The sequence below is a fragment of the Synergistaceae bacterium genome (assembly GCA_031272035.1).
Taxonomy (GTDB): Bacteria; Synergistota; Synergistia; order Synergistales; family Aminobacteriaceae; genus JAISSA01.
Map to the genome: position 1 here is coordinate 1 of JAISUO010000069.1, position 20,929 is coordinate 20,929.

The following is a 20,929-nucleotide window of genomic DNA, read 5'->3' on the forward strand; positions in this document are numbered from 1 at the left end:
TGAAACGTAACGGACTCGCAGCACGCCAGATTTTTCGATCAGGTTTTTCATGAGGTCATATTTTTTCCGAAAATGAGCGCGCAATTTTTCTAAATACACCGACATCTTCCCTTTTCGCAGAAAACGTTCAAAACACTGCTGTTGTAAGTCGGGAGATGAAATATCGGAATAAAATTTCGCGGAAACGACCCGATCGACCAGTTTTTTGGGCAGGATCATGCAACCCAGACGCAATCCTGGCATAAGAATTTTTGAAAATGATTTCAGGTAAACGACTCGATCGTTGGTGTCTCTGGATTTTAAAAGTGCATGAGGTTTCTCGTCAAAGTAAATTTCTGACTGGCAGTCGTCTTCGATGATAAGAAAATTGTGTCTTTCCGCAAGTTCCATCAATCGAAAGCTGTTTGCTTCAGAGAGACATACGCTGGTGGGGCATTGAAAAACGGGCATACAGTATAAAAAATGTATTTTTCTTTTCTCCAGTATTCTCTCCAGGCTCTTTATGTCCATTCCTTCTTCGTTTACCGGTATGGAAAGAATTGTCGCTCCCGCTCTCGTAAAGGTATTGAGCGCTACCGTATAACTGGGATTTTCTGCCAGCATGACGCTGCTGGGGTCAATTATCGATTTGCACAGCAGGTCGATCCCCTGTTGGCTGCCGTTTAATATCTGTATACATTCCGGTTGGGTTTTCACCCCCTGTTCCTCGAAATATTCCCGAAGCCGCTGACGCAGATGATAGTTCCCCTGAGCTTCACGATAGGCGAAACTCTTAGAAAGCCCTGATTTTGCCAGCTCGATGAGAATTTCCTCGAAGTCGTGGGTTGGATAAATGTCGATGTACGGCGTCGCACTGGAAAAGTTGATTAAAGGCTGTTCGAATACCTGACCTTTATTGAAGTTCTCCAGCACAATTTTCTCGGAGAAAAAATGAGAGCGGTGGAGGGCCTTGACGTAACAGCCGCTTCCCTGAACAATACTGATGATGCCCGTTTCTTCCAGCATTTCGTAAGCGTGAATGACAGTCGAAATGTTTATTCCGTATCTTTGCGCAGTTCTCCTGTAAGAAGGCAGTTTATCCCCCGGACGCAGCGTTCCGTTGATGATTTCGCGCTCAATGTTGTTATGGAGCTGTAGATACAGACTGTCATTTTTTGTTTTATGCGCACTGGAGTCCAAATGAGAAAACATCATACACCCCCAAGAAGCGTTGCTTTAAATTTCTGACCTCCGATTTGGCAAGAGTTGTTGTTTTGTTATTATGCACTGGAAAAATTGTATCGAAACACTTTCTAGTTTTGAATTCTTGAAAATATATAAAAATAGTATAGAGTTATCATTGGAAAATATCTATAAATAAGTGACCTGTGCTTACCCGCTTTATCATAATGATGTCAATTTATTATCTAAAAAACAAATGGGGAAAGGGTGAAAGTGTGTGAAGAAATTAATCGCTCTGATGGTTGTGTGTTCGAGTTTTATGTTCGGTATTTCCAGCAGCAGTGCGGCGCCTGTCGTTATTAAAATTTCCAATCCGGTTACCGAAAATTCAACGTGGTACAAGGGACTCCTCAAATTCAAAGAGATTATCGAAGAAAAAACCAGCGGAAAATACGAAGTGCAGATTTACAACAGCGATCAGTTGACAGCGGGAAACCAGACCCAGGCTCTGGAAATGATCCAAATGGGCGCCACGGATTTTGATTGCCGCGGTATGGTTATTCATACCGTTCTCGATGATCGCTTTACGGTGGTGAACATGCCCTTTATCCTGCCTGACCTTGAAACCGTCGATAAAATTCTTTCCGGTTCCGGCAAAGAGGCTTTGTTTCAATTCGCTTCCGAAAATGGTTTGCACCCCCTGGCTCTGGGTGAGTCCGGCTATCGCCAAATCACCAGCGGCCCTAAAGCCATCCGCGTTCCGGCGGACATGAAAAACCTGAAAGTCCGGATTCCCTCCATGCCCATGTTTTTTGACCTGTTCGAAATTCTTGGGGCAAACCCGACCACCATTAACATGAGCGAGGTATTTACGGCTTTGCAGCAGGGAGTCATCGACGCCCATGAAAATCCTCTGGATGTTTCCAGGTCGTATAAAATCAATGAAGTGCAAAAATACATCACTTTATGGAATGCCGTCTACGACCCCATTTTGTTCTGTTGCAGCGAGCAGTTCTGGGCCCGCCTTTCCGATGAAGAAAAGACTCTTTTCCAGAATGCCTCCTATGAAGCGTTGAACTATCATAAACAACTGGTTCGTTCGTAAAACGACTCCATTCTCAAACTTTTCAGTGAAACAATGGAAATCATCAGGCCGACGGAGGAAGAAATGGCTCAGTGGAAAGCGGCGGTGCAACCTGTATATGAAAAATGGTATGGCAAAATTGACCCGAAAATTTGGGCGGCTTTTGGTTATACCAAAAAATAACATTGTTGACAGGTGTTTATAATCACTGCTCCCTGCCGGCGGCACTTCAACGGCAGGGAGTATTTTGAGTTCGATTTCGCCCCCGCCGGTGGGGTGTGTCTGTCTTTTCCAAAAGCAGAATTTCCGCTTCGTTTTTTATTGTTTTTCATTGTCTTTCATTGAAAAATTCTTCAAAAAGATCGTTCACAGGAGGCGTGTTTATGACCGTTGTAAAAATGCTGGCGTATTTCGTCCGCCACCTGGAGGAGATCGTAATCGGCCTCAGCATGATCGTTATGATCGTCATCAATTTTGGGAACGTGCTTTGCCGATACGTGATCAATTTTTCTTTCGGATTTACGGAAGAATTATGTGTGATGCTGTTTATTCTTGTCAGCTTCATGGGGGCGGCCATGGCAGCCAGATACCGGAACCATCTGGGATTTGACATGTTACTCGAAAAATTTCCGCCTAAGATGAGAAAAGCTGTGGAAACCGCTACTCTGGTTCTTACCCTGGCTCTCATGGGCATTATGTTCTATTACGGACTGAGCCGATGTCGAAATTTATACAGGTATAAAAGTGTCAGCGCCTCCATGAGAATCCCTGAGTGGATTCCAGGGCTGATTATCCCGGCAGGCAGCATTGCCATTGGTATTCGAACAATACAGGCTTATCTGGAAAAATATCGACGGGATAAAACGCGGTAGGCTGGAACAGGGAGGAAAGAAACGGATGACCATAATCTTATTCGGCTGTTTTGTTCTCTTTGTATTTTTGGGAATGCCCATTGCCATATGTTTAGGGCTCTCGTCTGTGGGAGCTATTCTGTACAACAATATTCAACTGGTGATCGTTCCCAACATCATGTACTCCGGTACCGGCAAGTACAGCCTTCTGGCTATCCCTTTTTTTGTGCTGGCTGGCGTTATCATGGAGAAAGCGGGAATATCTCAAAGACTGATCAAATTTGCCTCGGTGATGGTGGGGCATATTTTTGGCGGTTTGGCTATAGTTACCGTTCTCGTTTCCTGCTTTTTTGCCGCTATTTCCGGTTCCGGCCCGGCAACGGTGGCGGCCCTGGGCCCCGTACTCATTCCGGCCATGTTTAACGCCGGTTACGAAAAAGACTGGGCGGCCGCGTTGGTGGCCAACGGGGGTAATATAGGCATTATCATTCCTCCCAGCGTCGTTTTCGTCATCTATGGCGTGCTGGCGGAAGTGTCCATCGGCAGGTTATTCACAGCCGGCATCATTCCGGGAATTTTGTTTGGCGCTGCTTTGATTTTCTGTTCTCTGTTCTCCCTGCGGAATGAAACAAAACTGAAAACTTTATCAAGAGCCACTGCGCGGGAGCGCTGGAAGGCTTTCAAAGATGCCTTCTGGGGATTGATGACGCCGGTTATTATTTTGGGCGGAATTTACGGAGGCTTCGTCACCCCTACGGAAGCGGCCGGCATTGCCGCGGTATACGGACTTCTGGTGGGTGTTTTTATTTATAGAGAAATCAAACTGAAAGATTTGTGGCGACTGTTCGTTGATGCGGGCATTTCTTCAGCTGTGATCATGTTTGTCATAGCCAACGCTTCGGTGTTTGCCTGGATTCTCACCACCAGCCAGCTGGCAGCCAGGATTGCCCAGAATTTGATCGGACTTACCAACAGCAGCGTATTAATGCTGCTTCTTATCAATCTGATTCTGCTGCTTGCCGGTTGTTTTTTGGATACGGGGTCCGCGATGTATATTTTTATTCCTATTTTATTGCCGGTCGTCAGGCATTTTGGCATTGATCCGCTGCATTTCGGAGTGATTGCGACAGTCAACCTGGCTATCGGAATGGCTACTCCGCCGGTGGGACTTGACCTGTTTGTGGCCTGCAACATTTCCGGAGTGGGACTGAAGGAAATCTCTTATCAAACCCTTCGATTTGTGTTCAGCAGCCTCATTTCTCTGTTGCTCATCACTTATCTGCCCTTCCTCAGTACATGGCTGCCTGAAGCGGTTCGAGTGAAGTGAGATGAGAAGTCTTATTCATCACAAAGAAGGCTGCCTGTTCCTTGTGCAGACGGATCACCTGTCAGGCGAGGATATTGGTGTTGCTATCGGTATTCTCTATGAATCCGGCGCGCGAAACGTGCAGGTCATTCCCACAATCACGAAAAAGAATCGACCGGCTTACATTTTTTTGATTGACGCTTCCCAGGCCGAAACGGAAAATCTGGAGGAAGCCATCGTGCGGGAGTTGAGCGTAACGGGCTGGCATCGCCTGAATTCAGATCATTGTTATATTCCGGCTAAGGAGATGAAGCGAACTTTTTGCGTAAGTACTCCCGGCAGTTCTTTTTCATTTGTCGCCAGGGCAAAATGGGATGAGGGAGCGGCGCAGTGGCGGCCGGAACAGGAAGATTGCCTTTCACTCAGATTATTGCTGAAAGCCGGACTTGTTTCCCTCCCTGGAGTCATTGAAATCAAACGCAAATTGTCCGCGGCGTTTTCTTCGGAAGAAAAAGAACCTTCTATAGAGTTCGGCTCTCGTTCTGCGTGAAAGTGTGCCAAAACTGCACTGAAGATGAGGAGGATCGACATGAAGAACATGGACAGGGATAAAATTATATCCGCGGCGGTGATGGCGACGGCAGCAGATGTCTGCAACATGACCTGCGACCGGATCGAATCTCTGAAGGCCGGGCACGGTATGCTGAATTTGGCCATTCACACGACAGGCAACGTTATCGCGGAGTCCATTTTGAGCGGAATGGACACAAAACTGAGCAATGCGAACGTACAGACTCTTCCTTTGGACGACGTGATGAAAAAAGTCGTTCAGACAGCGAAAGATTCCGGATGCGACGGAGCCAACGCCGCTCTGATCTCCGCTGTGATGATCTACATGGCCGGGACGGCGGCTCAGGTCGGAATACCCGCCGGCAACAGAAAACTGGGAGCCATAGCGAGAATTGCCGCAGGGGCGGACCGGTGCGGGGTGGCTACGATCCCTACGGCAAAAATGGGGAGTAAAATTTCCGGATTTGCGGCAGTTCAGGCGATTTATCAGGCCATGTGGGAGGGGAAACTGACGCGGATCAACGGATATAAATTGCCTTTAAATGTAGGTGTAAGCCCATTTTATGGTCACAGTGCCCTGGGAGAAGATTATTGTTTTCCGGATTTGGCAATCAATGGCGCTAAAATCGGAACCAAAGCCATGATGGATGCCTGTGCCGGAGCCGGGATGGCTCCTCACGCCTTCACCTGCGCGTTGTTCGGCGCGGCCGCCATTCTGGAGATCGTCCATCCCGATGCGGAAGTGGCGGAAGAACACGGCGTTTACGGCAAAATCAATACAGCTTATCTTGCGGGCAAGACCGCGGCGGAAACCGCAGGTTTGCCCGAAAAACTTCACATTAAGGGAATCGATGAAGAATATGACACGGCGAGGCTTATCGGCGATTTGGGTTTGATTTTGAAAGATGTCGGAGGACCTTCCGTCATTGGCATGATGGCACTGAGCGAGATCATGGCGGCGTTCAGAGAGGGAATTGCCGGTTCTTCCGGGGGTGCGGGAAATTCTCCCCTGGGACATCTGGGAGGGTATGCGGTGGTGGCAATGAAAGCTCTGCTGCATTTCAGGGGAGATAAGGAAGCGGCGAAAAAAGCCTGGGTGGAAGAACGAATCGGCAGCAATATGAGCCCCGAGCACGCGTTGTGCAACATTTATTTTGTAGCGAAAAAAGCTGCGGAAATCAAACCGGGGCCTGTGACGGACGTATTGTTGGATGGCGCTTACCCTGCGCTCGCTCAGGGAATTTTCCGCCGGGCTTCTTTTGCTTATGACGAACTCTCCTCCGGTAAAAAATTGGAGGAAGTGGTCGCCTCGCTGGAAGCGGAGCGGAAAGCAACTATCGAGGCCGGAGCCGCAAAAATTCTTTCCGAAAAACTGGGAAAAAAGATCTCCGTCAAAATTCTCACGATTCGTCCGGCAGCCAGAAGAAAAATCAGCAAACTGGCAACCCGCTATCTGTCTTTCGACCCCTATTTTGATATTGAAGTCACAGCAGACGGAAAAACGACTGTGCTGAAGGGCCTGGCCAACGACATCATCCCGAAAGCGGTCCTTGGAGAACTGCCGGACTTACTGTGGGCCATTCCGCCTGCCTGTCCTCCCTGTGCGGAAATTGTACTCAGCGGCAACAATCTGTTGAACATCGTAGTTCCGGTAGCGGTGGCCTGTGTTTTGAAGTTGCATGAACCTGCGGAAGCTGCGGAAATTGCAGAAAAGGCCGCCTATATTACAGCCTCCATTCCCGGTGCAAAAGCTCCGGCCCGTAAAATCGGAGAACTGGCCGTGAATATTATGAATTTTACGTTATCGGGTTCCGTTTCATAATTTGTTGAGAAAGGCCTGTTCTTATCGTCAGTTCAAAAGGAGGGGATTTTTGTGTCTGATATTTGTGAGGAAATGAACAGAATGGTCAGCGAGTATCTGCGTACAGCAACCTTTCCGGTCGCCGTCAAAGTGTACAGGAAAGGGGAGTCCGTGCCGCCGGAATGCAGAGCGAAGGCCCCGCTGAAGGATTTCGGGCATCGACTGGCGGTTTGTCAGGCCGTTACGATGGCGCGGAAACTGGGCAGCGTGATTCAGTTGTCCAAAAAGGACCAGGCCTGTCCGCTGGCTCAGGTCATTCTGGGATATGCGGAAGAGCCGGATTTCATTAAGGACGGCAGCGTGGTCTATCCTCTTTATGTCAGCAATATGGAGGCGGCGAAAAGGACTCAGGAGACGACGCCTAAAATGCCGAAAGCGGATACCGGCGCGATCCTTGTGGCCCCGCTGCATCGAGCCGCCTTCGAGCCGGACGTGATCATCCTCTACGGTAACGCCGCTCAGATCGTCCGCATGGTGCAGGGCGCGCTCTACCACGAAGGCGGGTACATCGAATCGCGTTTTTCCGGACGGGGAGCCTGCGGAGGCGAAATAACCGTACCTCTGACGCAGCAGAAATGCAACGTCATCGCTCCGGGAGGAGGCGAACGGGTCTTTGCTCTCACTTCCGACGAGGAACTGGCTTTTGCGGTTCCATCCTCACAGTTTCAGTCATTCATTGAGGGCGTTATCGAGACGCACAAAGGCGGCGTGGCTCGAATTCCCACACCCATAGCGGGCGTCAACCTGGAGCCCAGGTGGCCCTCCACCTACGAAAAGCTCGCAGCGTACATGGAGTCGCAGTGATAAAGTGTGAATTACAGTAAAAGCTGGAACGGTTTTTAATAATTTTCCTCACCGAAAAATGAGCTTTTTGGTGAAACCATTCACCGAATAGCTTGATATTTGGTGAATGAAGCTGATAAAATACCCTCATTATGGAAATATATTCGAGGGATTTGGAAAAAAGCATCAGGAACCGCCTGTTCGAGAACGGGAAAATCATCGTCCTTTACGGGCCGCGGCAGACGGGCAAGACGACGCTGGCGAAAAAAATCCTGCGCGAGTGCGGCGACGAAAAAAATTTTTTCAACTGCGAAGACTCGTCCGTCGCCGAGACGCTCGCCTCGCACAGCGCCGCGCGGATGAAAAATTTCTTCGGCACGGGGGACGTGATCGTGCTGGACGAAGCGCAGACCGTGCAGAACATCGGTCGCGCCCTCAAGATTTTTGTCGACGCGTACCCGGAAACGCACATCATCGCCACAGGGTCGTCGAGCTTCGACCTGGCGAACAAAATAAACGAACCACTGACCGGACGTCACTACGAATACTTTTTGTATCCGCTCAGCTTCAACGAAATAGCTCAGACGTCCGGCAACCGCGTCCTGTTTGAAAACCTGGAGAGCCGCCTGATCTATGGAAACTATCCCGAGATAGTCACGGCAAAATCTTTCGCCGACGCGCGGGAAAAACTCACCGCGCTGGCAACGAGCTATATGTACCGCGATGTTTTCAAATTCGGCAGCGTCAAAAACCCGGAGGTCCTCTCGAACATTCTGCGCGCGCTCGCCTTTCAGGCGGGGAGTGAAATCTCCCTGACGGAAATCGGCGGTTTGACCGGCGCGGACAAAAACACCGTGGCGAGTTACATCCGTCTCCTGGAGCAGGCGTTCATCGTTTTCCGCCTTCCGTCGTTCAGTCGAAATATGCGGAACGAAATCAAAAAAGGCAAAAAGATTTATTTCTTCGACAACGGAATCATTTCCGCCCTCACAGGCAATTTCGCCGCCCCTGAAACTGGCCGCGACGTGGGCGGTTTGTGGGAAAATCTGATGATGAGCGAACGGTTGAAATACAACCAGAACCATCAGCTTTACAAGACGCTGTATTTCTGGCGCCGGAAAGGAGCGGGGGAGATCGATCTGGTAGAAGAACACGACGGCGCGCTTTATCCTTACGAGTTCAAATGGAACAAAAACAAAATCTCCGCCGGCGCGCGTTCTTTTGTGGAAAATTACGGGACGCGCCAGGTCGAAATCGTCAACAGGACGAACTTTATCGACTTCGTGCGGTGAACTGCCATTCCTCACCGACAATGATCCCAAATGAGGCCCAGCGGCAGTCATGAACCTCCAACGCAGTCGGAGGACTGTTTGTCCCCGCCGGAAAAAGAAAATCAGGGAAAGAAAACTGAACTGAATCCGAAAAACCGCACTTGCGTGAAAGAGCTTTATATACTAAGGTGAAGCAAGTTTTTGTTCCTGAAAGAGTTTTTTGAATCAGTTTTTTTGGGGGATGAGTTTTGAAAGCTTTTGAAGGACGAATTTTCAGATGATGGATCGCTTTCCCGCGGTTGCCGTTATAGGGCCGACGGCTGTGGGAAAAACGATGTTGAGTCTGGACCTTGCGCGGGAACTGGGCGCGGAGATCATTTCGGTGGATTCGCGTCAGGTCTATCGTTATATGGATGTGGGAACGGACAAAATTTCCCGTGAGGTCCGCCGCGAAATTCTGCATCACGGCATCGACGTGGCGGATCCCGACGAAACCTTCACAGTGGCGTCTTTTGTGACCCTGGCGGAATCGGCGGTCCGACGCATTCGAGAGAGAGGGCATGTCCCTCTGTTTGTGGGGGGAACGCCCTTTTACTACAACGCCCTCTTTCACGGGGTGCTGAACGCGGACTTGCCCGCCGATCCCCGGATTCGGGGCCGTTTCGAGGCAATGGCGGAGACGGACGGGCCGGAAAACCTGCATCGGCTGCTCGCCTCCGTGGATGCGGTCACAGCGGAGCGACTTCATCCCAACGACGTGAGGCGGGTTTCCCGGGCGCTGGAAATTTACGAGCTGACGGGGCGGCCTCCTTCGAAGCTCTACGAGGAAGGGGAGAAAACCCGTTCTTCCATGGATGTGCTGTACATTGGCCTGAACCGGCCCCGGGAGGAGCTCTTCGAAAACATCGCGGCCCGGGTGCGGCAGCAGTTCGCATCGGGATATCCCGAGGAGGTGGCCTGGCTGATCGAAAAGGGATTCGACGAGCGATTCCCCTCGATGCAGGGGTTCGGTTACAGGGAACTTGCCGCCTGGTATCGCGGGACGATGACGATGGAGGAGGCCCTTGAGGGGGACATTCGGAGGACGAAGGCATTTTGTCGCAGACAGATGACCTGGTTTGGTAAATTTAGCCCCGCCTTGTGGTATGATACTTCTGCTTTAAACGGCAGCGAATTGATGCGCCGTATTTTAGAAGAGATGTCGAGACATCTGGAAGGCAAAACTTAAGTGAAAGAAGTTATCGTTGCCGATCACGCCGGATTTTGTTTTGGCGTGCGTCGGGCAGTAGACGCGATTGTATATGCGCTGGCGGCGAAAGAGGAGGTTTGGTCGATCGGTATGCCGATCCACAATGCCCAGGAGGTGGCCCGTCTTTCGGAGATGGGGCTGAAGGTGGCGGAAACGGTGGATGACATTCCTCCCGGAGTGACGGTTCTTGTACGCGCCCACGGAGAACCCCGCGCGGTTTTTGAATCGCTTCGGGAAAAGGGCCTGCAGGTGGTCGATATGACCTGTCCTTTCGTGCGCAAGGCGCAGATGTATGCCGAAAAACTTTCCTCGGAGGGTTTTCATGTCGTTCTTCTGGGAGATGCGCGGCATCCTGAAATACGCTCGATTATGGGCTATGTCGATGGTTCGATCGAAGTGATAACCGATGTTTCCGAGGCAGAGAATCTTTCCCCGCGTCCGCGAATTGCTTTGATTTCCCAGACAACCCAAAAAGAAGAAAACCTTACCGAGGCCGCTTCCGTTCTCGTGCGGAAAACAAAGGAATTATACGTCTGCAACACCATTTGCAGGGCCACGGTGGAGCGGCAGACCGCGGTGCGCAGTCTGTCGGAGGACGCAGTAGATGGAATCGTTATCGTCGGCGGACGGGACAGCGCCAATACGGCAAAATTACGGGATATTGCCCAAACCGGCGATGTGGACGTTATTTGGATAGAAAGCAGCGAAGAGCTGGACGGGAGGTGGGCAGAAGGGAAAGACCGCATAGGAATTGCCGCGGGGGCGAGTACGCCTCAGTGGCTCATTAACGAAGTTCGTAACAAAATCGCGAGAATGTAGGCAATCAGGGGGGCTGGGTGGCAATGGATCAGGTCATGGATAACGAAACGGTACACGAGTCGGCGGCACAGGAAACGATGGAAAGTATGATGGAGCAGATTGCTCTGTCGGATCTTCATAAGGGTGAAGTAAGGACGGGTACCGTCATTGGAGAAACAGAAAACGGATGGCTGGTAGACGTCAGTTACAAATGCGAAGGGTATCTTCCCGCGAAGGAGTGGACCCACCGTATTTTGGTCGGAGATGCTGAAAAACCGAAAGTTGGCGACAGCATCGAGGTTCAGGTGGTCAGCATCCGCGAGGGAGAAGAGGCGCAACTTCTGTTGAGCCGCTGGCGCCATGAATTTGACCGGCGGTGGGCTGAATTTGAAGATAAACTCGCCCAGAACGAGGTTATACAGGTCAAAGCCCTTCGTAAGGTCAAGGGAGGGTTGATGGTCGACTGCTGCGGTCTGGAGGGCTTCATCCCCATCTCTCATCTCGCTGCTGACGGTCGGGGTGTGAACCTCAACAAATTTGTGGGCGAGGTTTTCGATGTTAAATTGCTTGAAAAAGATCGCCGAAAACACCGAATCGTCTTCTCCAGAAAATCTCTGGTGGAGAAGGAAATGGCCCAGCAGCGCGCAAAGTTTTACGAGGAAGTGGCGGAGGGCAGCGTCATCGAGGGAGAAGTCAGCAGCCTGACGGACTTTGGCGTATTTGTCAACATCGGCGCGGTGGACGGCCTCGTGCATATGAGCGAAATTTCCTGGAAGCGCAGCGTGCGCATCAAGGACGCTTTCCGGAAGGGAGACAAAGTCACCGTCAAAGTGATCGGCATCGACCGCGAGAGCGACCGCATTTCCCTGAGCATGAAGCAGGTGGGCGGCGACCCCTGGAACACGGTGGTGGAGCGCCTCAAAAAGGGCGAGGTCATCCTTGGCCCCGTCACGAACGTCACCGATTTTGGCGCTTTTGTCGAGATCGAACCCGGAGTGGAGGGACTTGTTCACATCGGAGACATCAGCTGGGCCCGAATTCGCCATCCGAAGGAAGTCTTCCGGAAGGGGCAGGAGGTTCAGGTTCAGGTGCTGGACGTGGATGTGGACAAGCGCCGGATCAGTCTGGGTTACAAGCAGCTCAACGACCCCTGGAAGGATATCGACCAGCGTTACTCCAAAGGACAGGAGCTTCAGGTTAAAGTCGTGCGTCTGGCTGACTTTGGCGCTTTTGTCGAAGTCGAGGACGGCGTGGAGGGCCTGATCCATATTTCTCAGCTCAGCACGAAGCGCGTGGAAAAGCCCGGCGACGTTCTGCAGGAGAAACAGGACGTGGTGGCGCGCATTATTGAAATCAGCCCCGAGCAGCGGAGAATGCGTTTATCCATCAGCGCCATCGAGGAAGAAGGGCTTCGCGCCTCCCGGGAGGAAGAGAATAAAAAACGTGCGGCGGCCCGGACCGAGCAGGAGAAACACAATCGGGTTCTGCAGGAAGAAGAAGCCAACTACACCATGGCGGATCTCTTCAAGGACCAGAATATCACGCAGTGACACCCGGCTTGCGTTCAATCGGAACCTTTAATCGATATTGAACGGCGGTATAAAAAATTTCGGCAGTTCAGCCATAAGAAGCGAAACGGCGGCCTCAAGCCGCCGTTTTCATGATGTCAGGACCCTGGATTCCTTCACCGTCTTGGTCATCGCGCGGATATTTTCTATCGGGGACGATGTGCTGAGTCCGCAGGCGGGCGCCACGATATCGACGCTCTCCCGCACCAGACGTCCGGTCTGTTCCACAATGTTTTCCGGCGTCTGGAATTCCAGCGCGTAAGTGCTCACATTGCCCATTGTAACGAGCTGCGGATAATCATCTTTCAATTTTTTCAGGTTGACGACAGCGTCGGTGGATATGGCCTGTGAGCGTATTTCCGGTATATATTGGCGAACTGTCCTGATATCGCCGCATATATGAACTATAACCCTTGCACCGGCCTCGTTCAGTGCGCCGACAAGCCTGTTAAGGCATGGAACGGCATATTTTTTGAATGAGGCCGGCCCCATTATTTCACCCGTGGCGGTAGGGTCGGCGATCGAAATGAATGAAGCTCCGCTTTCTATCAACGCGCATCCGTAAGCAATCAGAAAATCCGTGACGTAATCCAAAAGCCTGGCTGAATTATCCCTGTCCTTTATCAAACCTTTCAGAAAAGTCATGGGTTCAACGATGGAAGCCGCGGTACTCACCGGCCCCGTCAGATTCCCTATGACGGGAATATCACCGTGCTTCCCCGCCAGGTAATGGACAGCCCGCGTGACCGTTCCCACCCGGCCCGACTCGAGGGCTGTCCTGATATTCAGCCGTTCCACTGAACCCGCGCTGGCGTATCTTTCCTCCCGTATTTTGGGCTCGCAGCCGAGCGTTCCGAAGTTTATCGCGCTGCCCAACACCTCCGCCTCCACAGTCATACAGAACGGAAGTCCGTAATTTTCAAAACCGGTGAACTCGTTTACGTCCTCCGCCAAAGACGCCATCATCCGGTCGTCGTGATGCGCTTCCGGGAGAGTGTGCCCTCCTTTTTTCATAACGTCCACGACCGCGGCGTTCATCATTCCGCCGGGGCAAATGACAGGAGGACGGTCGGCCGTTTCCCTGTCGAGTACGCGGGCAAGTCGCTCTTTCGGACTGATGTCAGTCATCTTACTTTACCACCGGCGCACCGCACAAATTTCCGGCGAGTTTCACAGCTTCAGTCGCGTTTCCGGCATAACCGTCCGCGCCTATTTTATCGGCGTACGCTTTCGAAACGGGACCTCCGCCCACCATGACCTTGAAACGCTCCCTGATATTCCGCGCATTCAATAAATCTACCACTTTTCTCATTCCGGGCAGCGTTGTCGTCATCAGCGTCGAAAGGGCGATCACGTCCGCTTCGTTTTTTAGAGCTTCGTCAATGAACAGGTCCGGAGGAATATCGCGCCCGAGGTCCAGCACGTCGAAACCCGCCGCCTCCAGCATGATTTTCACGAGATTCTTGCCGATATCGTGCGTATCCCCCTCGACCACTCCTATGACAATCCTGCGTCTGACTCCGGCGCCGCTGCGTCTGATGTGCGGTTGGAGTATATTCAATCCGGCATACATGGCGTCGGAGCACATCAAAAGTTCGGGAACGAAATATTCTTCGTTTTCGAACAAATCTCCCGCCCGCCGCATTCCGTCCGAGAGACCTCTGTCTATGGCTTCATAGGCGTCGACGTTCTGGTCGAGGGCTTCGCGGGCCAGTTCGACGGTCGTGTCCTCATCCATACCGACGACCGCGTTCGACAGTCGGGCAAAAATATTTTCAGCGTCATCCGTCATGTTGTCATCCATCATGTTCATTGTCTCTCCCGTCGATTCCCGCAGCGGCAGGTATCACCACTATAATACATATCAAAATAATATATTTTATAAATTATATAAATATTTTTTTTCGTGTCAACTATTGACAAATTTTAAAAGCAAGATATTATATCTAATAATTCATATTATTATTATATGATATATATAATATACTTAAGTTTGTTGGAATCTCCTGCTGAGATAAGTAATAAAAATATGACGTATTAATTTTTTCAGGGAAGCCGGTGAAAATCCGGAGCAGCCCCGCTACTGTAATCGGAACGAAACTGCAGCATGTCATTGGCGTAATACGTAAAAGCCGAGAAGACGCGGGAGTAGGAAAAGAAAGAACGCCGTAAGCCAGGAAACCTGCCGCTCAAATTCCACCCGAGGGAACCCTGTTTAACATGGATATTTTATGGATATTTTTCGGTTTGTCAGCGCTTTTATCGATGTCTGTTTGTTTTGTGCGCCGAAATTTTCGCACGTTACGCCAGATTGAATGTACGGCGCGCAAATCAGCAGAACAATCAATAATAGCCGGGAGGTGGGTTTTTTGTATCTGAGCGGTTTATTCTACCGGTTGAATATAATCAAGATTTTCCAAATATGTACCGATTGACGCATATTGTCCGCTTTTTCGGACGGATGCGGCGAAACGCGGTGCCTGTTTTATGAAAAGGGACCCCGCATGCGGGGCAGCGTCCGGCATTTACGAATTTCCGGACGTGGTAAAAACCACGAAATAATCAACAACACGGAGAGGGGGTATTTTTATATGGCAAGGGACGAAAAGCAGCTTATCAGCGATATCAGCCAGGCCATTCTGGACTTTGACGAAGATGCCGCCATCAAGGCGGCAAAGGAAATCATCGCGGCGGGAGCAGACCCGGTAAAGGCTGTTTCGGCGATGGGAGACGCCCTTAACAGCCTCGGGGACCAGTTCCAGAAAATGGAGGTTTTCCTGCCCGAAATTATCCTGGCGTCCGACGCATTGAAGGCGGGACTTACCATTCTTGAACCGGAAATTCTGAAAAAACAGACCAACTCAGAATCCAGACCGGTAGTTATCATAGGCACCGTCAAGGGAGACGTGCATCAGGTAGGCAAGGATATGGTGTCCACAATGCTTCTCACAGCCGGATACGACGTTCGCGATCTCGGAGTGGACGTCGCGCCTTCCAGGTTTCTGGAAGAAGCCAATAAATTCGACGCGAAGGTCATAGCGGCTTCGGCGCTGATGTCTACCACGCTTCCGGTGCAAAAGGACCTGATCGATTTTCTCGAAGCCAAAAACGTGCGCAGGAACTATAAAGTGATTGTTGGCGGCGGCGTCGCGACGAAAGAATGGGCGGCCCGCATCGGAGCCGACGGCTACTCGCAGGATGCGATCGGCGCTGTGCAGGTCGTGAATCAGCTTCTGGGGAGGTCGTAAAAGATGGGACACGGAACGAAAGGAAAATTCATAGAATATTGGGGACGCGGGGAAACGGGTCCCATAGCTTTTCAAAAAGAATTCGACACGAAGATCTTTTGGCCCAGACTGAAAGAACTCACTAAAAAATACAGAATCGAATTCGACCCCAAGCGAACGGTTCCGACCGACGATGACGAGTTGGACGCGATTTGGAAGGCCGGCTACGAACTTCTGCTGGACGTGGGTATTTTGAACACCACAACGGAAAGAATAATTAAGTTCAGCCCGGAAGAGGTAGACACCGCGCTGAAAAACCTTCCGAGTTCCGCCACGATAGGCGAGGGCAGCGATTCCATCACGGTCGGCCACCGAGGGTTCGAAGACTACGACAGCGGGCCGACTCCGGTAGGGACGATGGGACGCATCCTGGGGCCTATTTCCGAGGACCTTTATGCCAAGATAGCGCTGAGTTTCGCGCAGGAACCTCTGGTGGACTACGTTCATTTTCAGGGCGTCACTCCCGAGATAAACGGAGTGCCCGTAAAACCGGGGTCGCCCTTCGAACTGATTGCCGAAATCAACCGTGTGGCTACCGTCAAGGATGTTCTTCGCAGAGTGGGCAGACCGGGTTTGAGCGACGGAGCGAGCACGCCCGTCAACCTTCAGGCTGAAATAGCGGCCGCCAATATCAACTGGGGAGTCGGAAAGGGCGACGTGCGTCACGTTTACGTGATGCCGCATCTGAAAACCGACTATGACCAGATGACACGCGCTTATTTCTGGCACCAGTACGGAGCAAACCTGTGGGGTATTCTCCAGGCTTACATCGGCGGTGCGGCGGGAGGTCCGGCAACATCAGTCGTCAACGGAGTCGCGGACCTGATAGCCTACACTGTGCTCTACGAACCTACCCAGCTCGGCACTTGGCCAACCGACGCGCTCTATTTCAGCAATTCCAGCAAATACGCGCTGTATGTCGCCAATTTCGGCGGCGCGGCGTTCTCGAAACATACCAACTTCACCGCCCTCATCGGCGCGGCGTGGCAGATGACGGCGGGAATAGGCAGCGAGGAGTACTTCTGGGAAACGGCCGCCGGAGCGATCGGCAGCGCCACGTTGGGCTTCTGGGTCGCCGGGGGAACCGGACATCAGAGCGGAGGGCTCGACCAAGCCGGAGGGCTCGGCGCCAGGTTCGCGGCGGAAGTGGGCCGGGCGGTCGGCAAAGCGCGCTTCACGAGGGCGAGGGCCAACGAGCTCGTTCAGAAGATTCTGCCAAAATATCAGCCCTACATCGACGATCGTACGCTCCACACGAGAGGCGGCGATTTCAGGGAAGTGTACGATCTGAAGACCGTTCAGCCGAAGCCGGAATATTTGGCCATATACAATAAAGTCAAGGCGGAGCTGAGAGATCTGGGGCTTCCGATCGACTGAGGGACGAATGTCCGGCGTACGGAACGAACATCATGTGACCTTCCAGCCCTCGGGCATACGGGGAACGGTTGCGGAAGGAAAAACGCTGTTGCGGGCGGCTCAGGACCTCGGTGTTTTCATCGAAGCCGCCTGCGGCGGCGATAAAAAGTGCGGCAAATGTCGAGTGACAGCGGAAAACGGATGCCAGGGCGCGCTCTCGCCGGTAACTCCGGAGGAAACCCGTCTGTTGAGTGCAGATGAGCTTATGGCGGGCTACCGTCTGGCGTGCTGCGCCCGGATAACCGGCAGCGTATCGGTCACGGTACCGGAGGAAAGCCGCGGAACCAAACAGACGGTTCTGGAGAACGGCAGTTTGAGAAACTACAGGGTAAACCCGGCGGTGAGGAACTATTACGTAACGATGGAACCTCCCAGCCTCGAAGATTCGTTGTCCGATCGGGCGCGGCTCGTCGCGGCGCTGTCGAGTCAGCATGGCGTGGGTGGGGTTTCCGTGGACTTTGTGACGCTCAGGTCTCTGCCGGGAGCGTTGCGCGACGGCGATTGGAAGGTTACGGCGACGGTCTGGCAGGGCAGGGAAATTATCCGCGTCACCCCAGGAACCGCGCCCGACGCTTTCGGCGTCGCCTTCGACATCGGAACCACAACCGTCGTCGCCTTCCTGTGCAACCTGCGAACCGGGGAGGTTTTGGCCCAGGCCTCCCGGATGAACCCGCAAATCGTATACGGAGAGGACGTCCTGGCGCGTATCGCGTACATAATGAATCAGGAGGATGGACTGTCGATACTCAGGAAAGCCATCCTTGAAGCCGTCGACGATCTTTTGTCCGAATTGGCGGAGCAGGCCGGAATCGTCGCTGAACAGATAGACGAAGCCGTTCTGGTTTACAACACCGTCATGCATCATATCGCCCTCGGCATCGACCCGTCTTACGTTGGCCGGCTGCCGTTCGTGCCAGCGGAAAACGCGCCTCTCGACGTAAAAGCCCGGGATTTCGGGATCAAAATCAATCCGGCCGGCAATGTTCATTCGCTGCCGATAGAGGCCGGTTTCGTCGGTCCGGACAACGTGGCTGTGCTGATTGCCGAGGAGCCCTACAGGAGCGGCGAAACGCAATTGATAATAGATATCGGCACCAACGGGGAATTGGATCTGGGGAACAGAGACCGTTTGCTCTGCACTTCATGCGCAACCGGTCCCGCTTTCGAGGGAGCGCAGATCAGGTTCGGTATGCGCGCCGCGAATGGCGCTATCGAGCACGTCCGGATAGATCCGGCGACTCTTGAACCGGAATATAAGGTCATAGGCAGCGACGAATGGTTTCCGCGAAGCGGAGAGACAGGCGCCAGGGGTATCTGCGGGTCGGGCATCATCGACGCGATAGCCGAGATGTTCAAAACGGGAATCATTCTTCCGTCCGGACGATTGAACATGGAGGCGAGGACCGCACGGGTGAGAAAAGGGGACGATGGAAAATCCGAATATGTGCTGGCCCGGGCGGAGGAAACATCGACAGGCAAAGATATCTCCGTCACTCAGGCGGACGTGCGAGCCGTGCAGCTCGCGAAGGCAGCCATATACACAGGAGCGGCGTACCTGATGGAAAAATTCGGGGGTGGTCGCATATCCAGCGTTAAACTGGCGGGGGCTTTCGGAAGTTACATAAATCAGGAGAGCGCCCGCCTGATAGGGATGTTTCCCGACTGCCCGCCGGAAAACGTCACAGCTGTGGGAAACGCGGCCGGAGACGGGGCGAAGCTGGCCCTTCTGGACAGGGACAAACGGGATGAAGCGGCGCGGACGGCCCGACGCGTCGAATTTGTCGAAACAGCGGCGGAACCGGATTTCCAGCGCCGCTTTATGGACGCGATGACGTTCCCTCACGCGAAAGACAGGTTTCCCCATCTGGAAAACATACTTCAAAATATTCCGTCTTTCGGAGCGGAGCGCAAACGAGAGGCGAAACGATGAGAGCGGCGGCGCGCACGAAGATCCTGGCCTGCGAGGTCATGAAAAAAGAGCTCGAAAAAATCGCGCGCGAAAAAAATCTGAACGCCGATATCAGTTTCATCGAGCTCGGTTTGCACCTCGTACCGAAAAAACTGCACAACAAACTCCAGGAAGCGCTGGACACCTGTTCAGGGTACGATCGCGTCATCCTCGCTTTTGGGTTGTGCGGCGGCTCGGCGAGCGGCATCCGGAACGGCTGCGCCTCTCTGATCATCCCGAAATTCCACGACTGCGTTCCAATACTGTTGGGAAGCTTGGTGCAATTCGAACGGTATCAGAAAGAAGAACCTGGCACTTACTACTTATGTCGGGGATGGGTGGAGGGTGGACAGGGAATTTTACACGAATACGAAGCCTGGCGCGATAAATACGGTGAGGAGAAGGCGAAAAAATTGCAAAAAATCATGTACGCGAATTATCGGCGGCTGATATATATTCATTCCCCCGTCGCCTGTGGGACGGATTTACGCAGTCACGCCGGAGAATCGGCCCGAATGCTGAATTTGGAATACGGCGAAACTGTCGGGGACTTGGGAATCATGGAAAAAATTCTCGCCGGACCGTGGGACGACCCGGATTTGTTCGTCAACATAAGTCCTCACGGCGTCGTCACGGAAGAACATTTCGGAATATGAACGCATCGACGAAAAGAGTTCTGGCGGCTTTACGCAATGAAACGACGGATTGTACGCCGGTAATAAGCGTGTGCCAGCACGCGACCTACGACGTTATGGAACGGGTGAACGCTCCCTGGCCCCAGGCTCACGGCGACCCGGAAATGATGGCGGCTTTATCGGGCGCCGGAGCTGAAATACTGGGGCTGGACGCCGTGCGCGTTCCGTATTGTCAAACCGTTGAGGCTGAGGCGTTGGGAGCCGTGATAAAAAGCGGCGGAGCTCTCCATCTGCCCAGTATCGCGGAACACCCGTTCAAAATTGGAGACGATCCGGAATTTCCCCGGGACTTTTTGCAATTGGGCAGGATCCCTGTCGTTCTCAGGGCTGTCGAACTTATCAAAAAACGTTTTGACGGCAGCGCTGCCGTCATGGCCGGGTTGTGCGGACCTTTCAGCATCGCCGCCAGTCTTCTGGGTATCACTGTGCTGCTGAAAACAGCATATAAAAAACCGGAAGCGATAACCCCGTTTCTCGAACTGGGACTGAAATGCGGATCGGCCCTCGCCGAAGCTTACAGGCAGGCTGGCGCAGATGTCATAGTGATTGAGGATATGATGGCCTCGCTGGACATGATAAGCCCAAAAATGTACCGGGAAATCGTTGCCGGATACGAAACCAGGCTGGAGGAAGCCGTTAAATTGCCATCCATCATCCACATCTGCGGCAAACTGGACGGTATCATAGCCGATGTAGCTCGGACAGGAGCGAACGCCGTCAGTGTGGAGTCCTCCGTAAACATTCCCGCGGCACGGGAAACGCTCGCGGGATACGGGCTCTGTACCTCCATAGCCGGAGCGGTGCATCCTATGGAGGTTTTGCTTGAAGGTACGCCCGAGGATGTGACTTCGGCCGTAGAGAGCTCCATTGAGGACGGCGCGGCGCTGATTTCACCCGGATGCGCCGTGGCGCCGGGCACGCCGACTGAAAATTTGATCGCGATGGTAGAAGCGGGACACAGATACCGCCTTCGTTTCACGGAAACGAAATAAGCAAACAGACTGTTGAGCCGAGAGAAAGCTGTTTTCTGCCAGCTGCATACTGGCGGGCTGGCCGCATTCATAAGATTGTACTTTGCAGA

Annotated in this window: 18 protein-coding genes and 1 riboswitch; of the genes, 15 read left to right on the forward strand and 3 right to left on the reverse strand. The window is 52.5% G+C overall.

What is annotated here, in order from left to right:
- Positions 1 to 1,191 (reverse strand): PLP-dependent aminotransferase family protein (locus LBR61_08345; GenBank protein ID MDR1732088.1); only part of this gene is annotated, 1,191 nt, incomplete at its 3' end.
- A gap of 247 nt (positions 1,192 to 1,438) precedes the next feature.
- Between LBR61_08345 and LBR61_08350 the strand changes: the two genes are divergently transcribed.
- The 10 genes from LBR61_08350 to LBR61_08395 all read left to right on the forward strand — a co-directional run bounded on the left by LBR61_08350 (position 1,439) and on the right by LBR61_08395 (position 12,484).
- A complete protein-coding gene (locus LBR61_08350) occupies positions 1,439 to 2,266 on the forward strand; it encodes a DctP family TRAP transporter solute-binding subunit (protein MDR1732089.1) in 828 nt (275 codons plus the stop codon).
- A gap of 362 nt (positions 2,267 to 2,628) precedes the next feature.
- Entirely contained in the window at positions 2,629 to 3,117 is a 489-nt protein-coding gene (locus LBR61_08355) for a TRAP transporter small permease (protein ID MDR1732090.1), read from the forward strand.
- Positions 3,118 to 3,142: 25 nt separating this feature from the next.
- Complete coding sequence (locus tag LBR61_08360) at positions 3,143 to 4,423, forward strand: TRAP transporter large permease (protein ID MDR1732091.1); 1,281 nt, start codon at positions 3,143 to 3,145, stop codon at positions 4,421 to 4,423.
- A gap of 1 nt (position 4,424) precedes the next feature.
- Complete coding sequence (locus LBR61_08365; GenBank protein MDR1732092.1) at positions 4,425 to 4,952, forward strand: LarC family nickel insertion protein; 528 nt, start codon at positions 4,425 to 4,427, stop codon at positions 4,950 to 4,952.
- A gap of 39 nt (positions 4,953 to 4,991) precedes the next feature.
- The gene (locus tag LBR61_08370) at positions 4,992 to 6,794 is read left to right on the forward strand and encodes a hypothetical protein (protein MDR1732093.1); all 1,803 of its coding nucleotides are present in this window, start codon (positions 4,992 to 4,994) and stop codon (positions 6,792 to 6,794) included.
- A 51-nt stretch (positions 6,795 to 6,845) separates the two neighbouring features.
- Positions 6,846 to 7,637 carry a DUF169 domain-containing protein gene (locus LBR61_08375; protein MDR1732094.1) on the forward strand — a complete coding sequence of 264 codons (792 nt, stop codon included), beginning with the start codon at positions 6,846 to 6,848 and terminating at the stop codon, positions 7,635 to 7,637.
- 152 nt (positions 7,638 to 7,789) lie between these two features.
- The gene (locus LBR61_08380; GenBank protein MDR1732095.1) at positions 7,790 to 8,908 is read left to right on the forward strand and encodes an ATP-binding protein; all 1,119 of its coding nucleotides are present in this window, start codon (positions 7,790 to 7,792) and stop codon (positions 8,906 to 8,908) included.
- Between the two features lie 256 nt (positions 8,909 to 9,164).
- Positions 9,165 to 10,115 (forward strand): tRNA (adenosine(37)-N6)-dimethylallyltransferase MiaA, encoded by a 951-nt coding sequence (miaA, locus tag LBR61_08385; protein MDR1732096.1) that lies wholly within the window; start codon positions 9,165 to 9,167, stop codon positions 10,113 to 10,115.
- Positions 10,116 to 10,955 carry a 4-hydroxy-3-methylbut-2-enyl diphosphate reductase gene (gene ispH / locus LBR61_08390; GenBank protein MDR1732097.1) on the forward strand — a complete coding sequence of 280 codons (840 nt, stop codon included), beginning with the start codon at positions 10,116 to 10,118 and terminating at the stop codon, positions 10,953 to 10,955.
- A 23-nt stretch (positions 10,956 to 10,978) separates the two neighbouring features.
- Positions 10,979 to 12,484: a S1 RNA-binding domain-containing protein gene (locus tag LBR61_08395; GenBank protein ID MDR1732098.1), complete on the forward strand. Its 1,506-nt coding sequence runs from the start codon at positions 10,979 to 10,981 to the stop codon at positions 12,482 to 12,484.
- Between the two features lie 108 nt (positions 12,485 to 12,592).
- On the opposite strand, the gene LBR61_08400 is transcribed toward LBR61_08395, so the two are convergent.
- Entirely contained in the window at positions 12,593 to 13,630 is a 1,038-nt protein-coding gene (locus LBR61_08400; GenBank protein ID MDR1732099.1) for a methylcobamide--CoM methyltransferase, read from the reverse strand.
- 1 nt (position 13,631) lies between these two features.
- Positions 13,632 to 14,309, reverse strand: a complete 678-nt coding sequence (locus tag LBR61_08405; GenBank protein MDR1732100.1) for a corrinoid protein — start codon at positions 14,307 to 14,309, stop codon at positions 13,632 to 13,634.
- 192 nt (positions 14,310 to 14,501) lie between these two features.
- Positions 14,502 to 14,707: riboswitch (cobalamin riboswitch) on the forward strand.
- Between the two features lie 386 nt (positions 14,708 to 15,093).
- Here LBR61_08405 and LBR61_08410 point away from each other — a divergent pair.
- From LBR61_08410 to LBR61_08430, 5 genes are read left to right on the forward strand one after another with little or no spacing between them, the layout of a single operon-like run.
- Positions 15,094 to 15,750 (forward strand): cobalamin-dependent protein, encoded by a 657-nt coding sequence (locus tag LBR61_08410; protein MDR1732101.1) that lies wholly within the window; start codon positions 15,094 to 15,096, stop codon positions 15,748 to 15,750.
- Positions 15,751 to 15,753: 3 nt separating this feature from the next.
- A complete protein-coding gene (locus LBR61_08415; GenBank protein MDR1732102.1) occupies positions 15,754 to 17,166 on the forward strand; it encodes a monomethylamine:corrinoid methyltransferase in 1,413 nt (470 codons plus the stop codon).
- Between the two features lie 7 nt (positions 17,167 to 17,173).
- Complete coding sequence (locus LBR61_08420; protein ID MDR1732103.1) at positions 17,174 to 19,135, forward strand: ASKHA domain-containing protein; 1,962 nt, start codon at positions 17,174 to 17,176, stop codon at positions 19,133 to 19,135.
- Positions 19,132 to 19,809, forward strand: a complete 678-nt coding sequence (locus LBR61_08425) for a DUF1638 domain-containing protein (protein ID MDR1732104.1) — start codon at positions 19,132 to 19,134, stop codon at positions 19,807 to 19,809. Before LBR61_08420 ends, LBR61_08425 begins: the two co-directional genes overlap by 4 nt.
- Positions 19,806 to 20,840, forward strand: a complete 1,035-nt coding sequence (locus LBR61_08430; protein MDR1732105.1) for an MtaA/CmuA family methyltransferase — start codon at positions 19,806 to 19,808, stop codon at positions 20,838 to 20,840. Before LBR61_08425 ends, LBR61_08430 begins: the two co-directional genes overlap by 4 nt.
- Positions 20,841 to 20,929: the final 89 nt, after the last annotated feature.

Bases quoted from the DNA above. Each gene is read 5' to 3' on its own strand.
- LBR61_08395 (MDR1732098.1), top strand. From the start codon at position 10,979: ATGGATCAGGTCATGGATAACGAAACGGTACACGAGTCGGCGGCACAG.
- miaA (MDR1732096.1), top strand. From the start codon at position 9,165: ATGATGGATCGCTTTCCCGCGGTTGCCGTTATAGGGCCGACGGCTGTG.
- LBR61_08360 (MDR1732091.1), top strand. From the start codon at position 3,143: ATGACCATAATCTTATTCGGCTGTTTTGTTCTCTTTGTATTTTTGGGA.
- LBR61_08425 (MDR1732104.1), top strand. From the start codon at position 19,132: ATGAGAGCGGCGGCGCGCACGAAGATCCTGGCCTGCGAGGTCATGAAA.
- LBR61_08430 (MDR1732105.1), top strand. From the start codon at position 19,806: ATGAACGCATCGACGAAAAGAGTTCTGGCGGCTTTACGCAATGAAACG.
- LBR61_08405 (MDR1732100.1), bottom strand. From the start codon at position 14,309: ATGATGGATGACAACATGACGGATGACGCTGAAAATATTTTTGCCCGA.
- LBR61_08370 (MDR1732093.1), top strand. From the start codon at position 4,992: ATGAAGAACATGGACAGGGATAAAATTATATCCGCGGCGGTGATGGCG.
- LBR61_08415 (MDR1732102.1), top strand. From the start codon at position 15,754: ATGGGACACGGAACGAAAGGAAAATTCATAGAATATTGGGGACGCGGG.
- LBR61_08365 (MDR1732092.1), top strand. From the start codon at position 4,425: ATGAGAAGTCTTATTCATCACAAAGAAGGCTGCCTGTTCCTTGTGCAG.
- LBR61_08420 (MDR1732103.1), top strand. From the start codon at position 17,174: ATGTCCGGCGTACGGAACGAACATCATGTGACCTTCCAGCCCTCGGGC.
- LBR61_08400 (MDR1732099.1), bottom strand. From the start codon at position 13,630: ATGACTGACATCAGTCCGAAAGAGCGACTTGCCCGCGTACTCGACAGG.
- LBR61_08410 (MDR1732101.1), top strand. From the start codon at position 15,094: ATGGCAAGGGACGAAAAGCAGCTTATCAGCGATATCAGCCAGGCCATT.
- LBR61_08355 (MDR1732090.1), top strand. From the start codon at position 2,629: ATGACCGTTGTAAAAATGCTGGCGTATTTCGTCCGCCACCTGGAGGAG.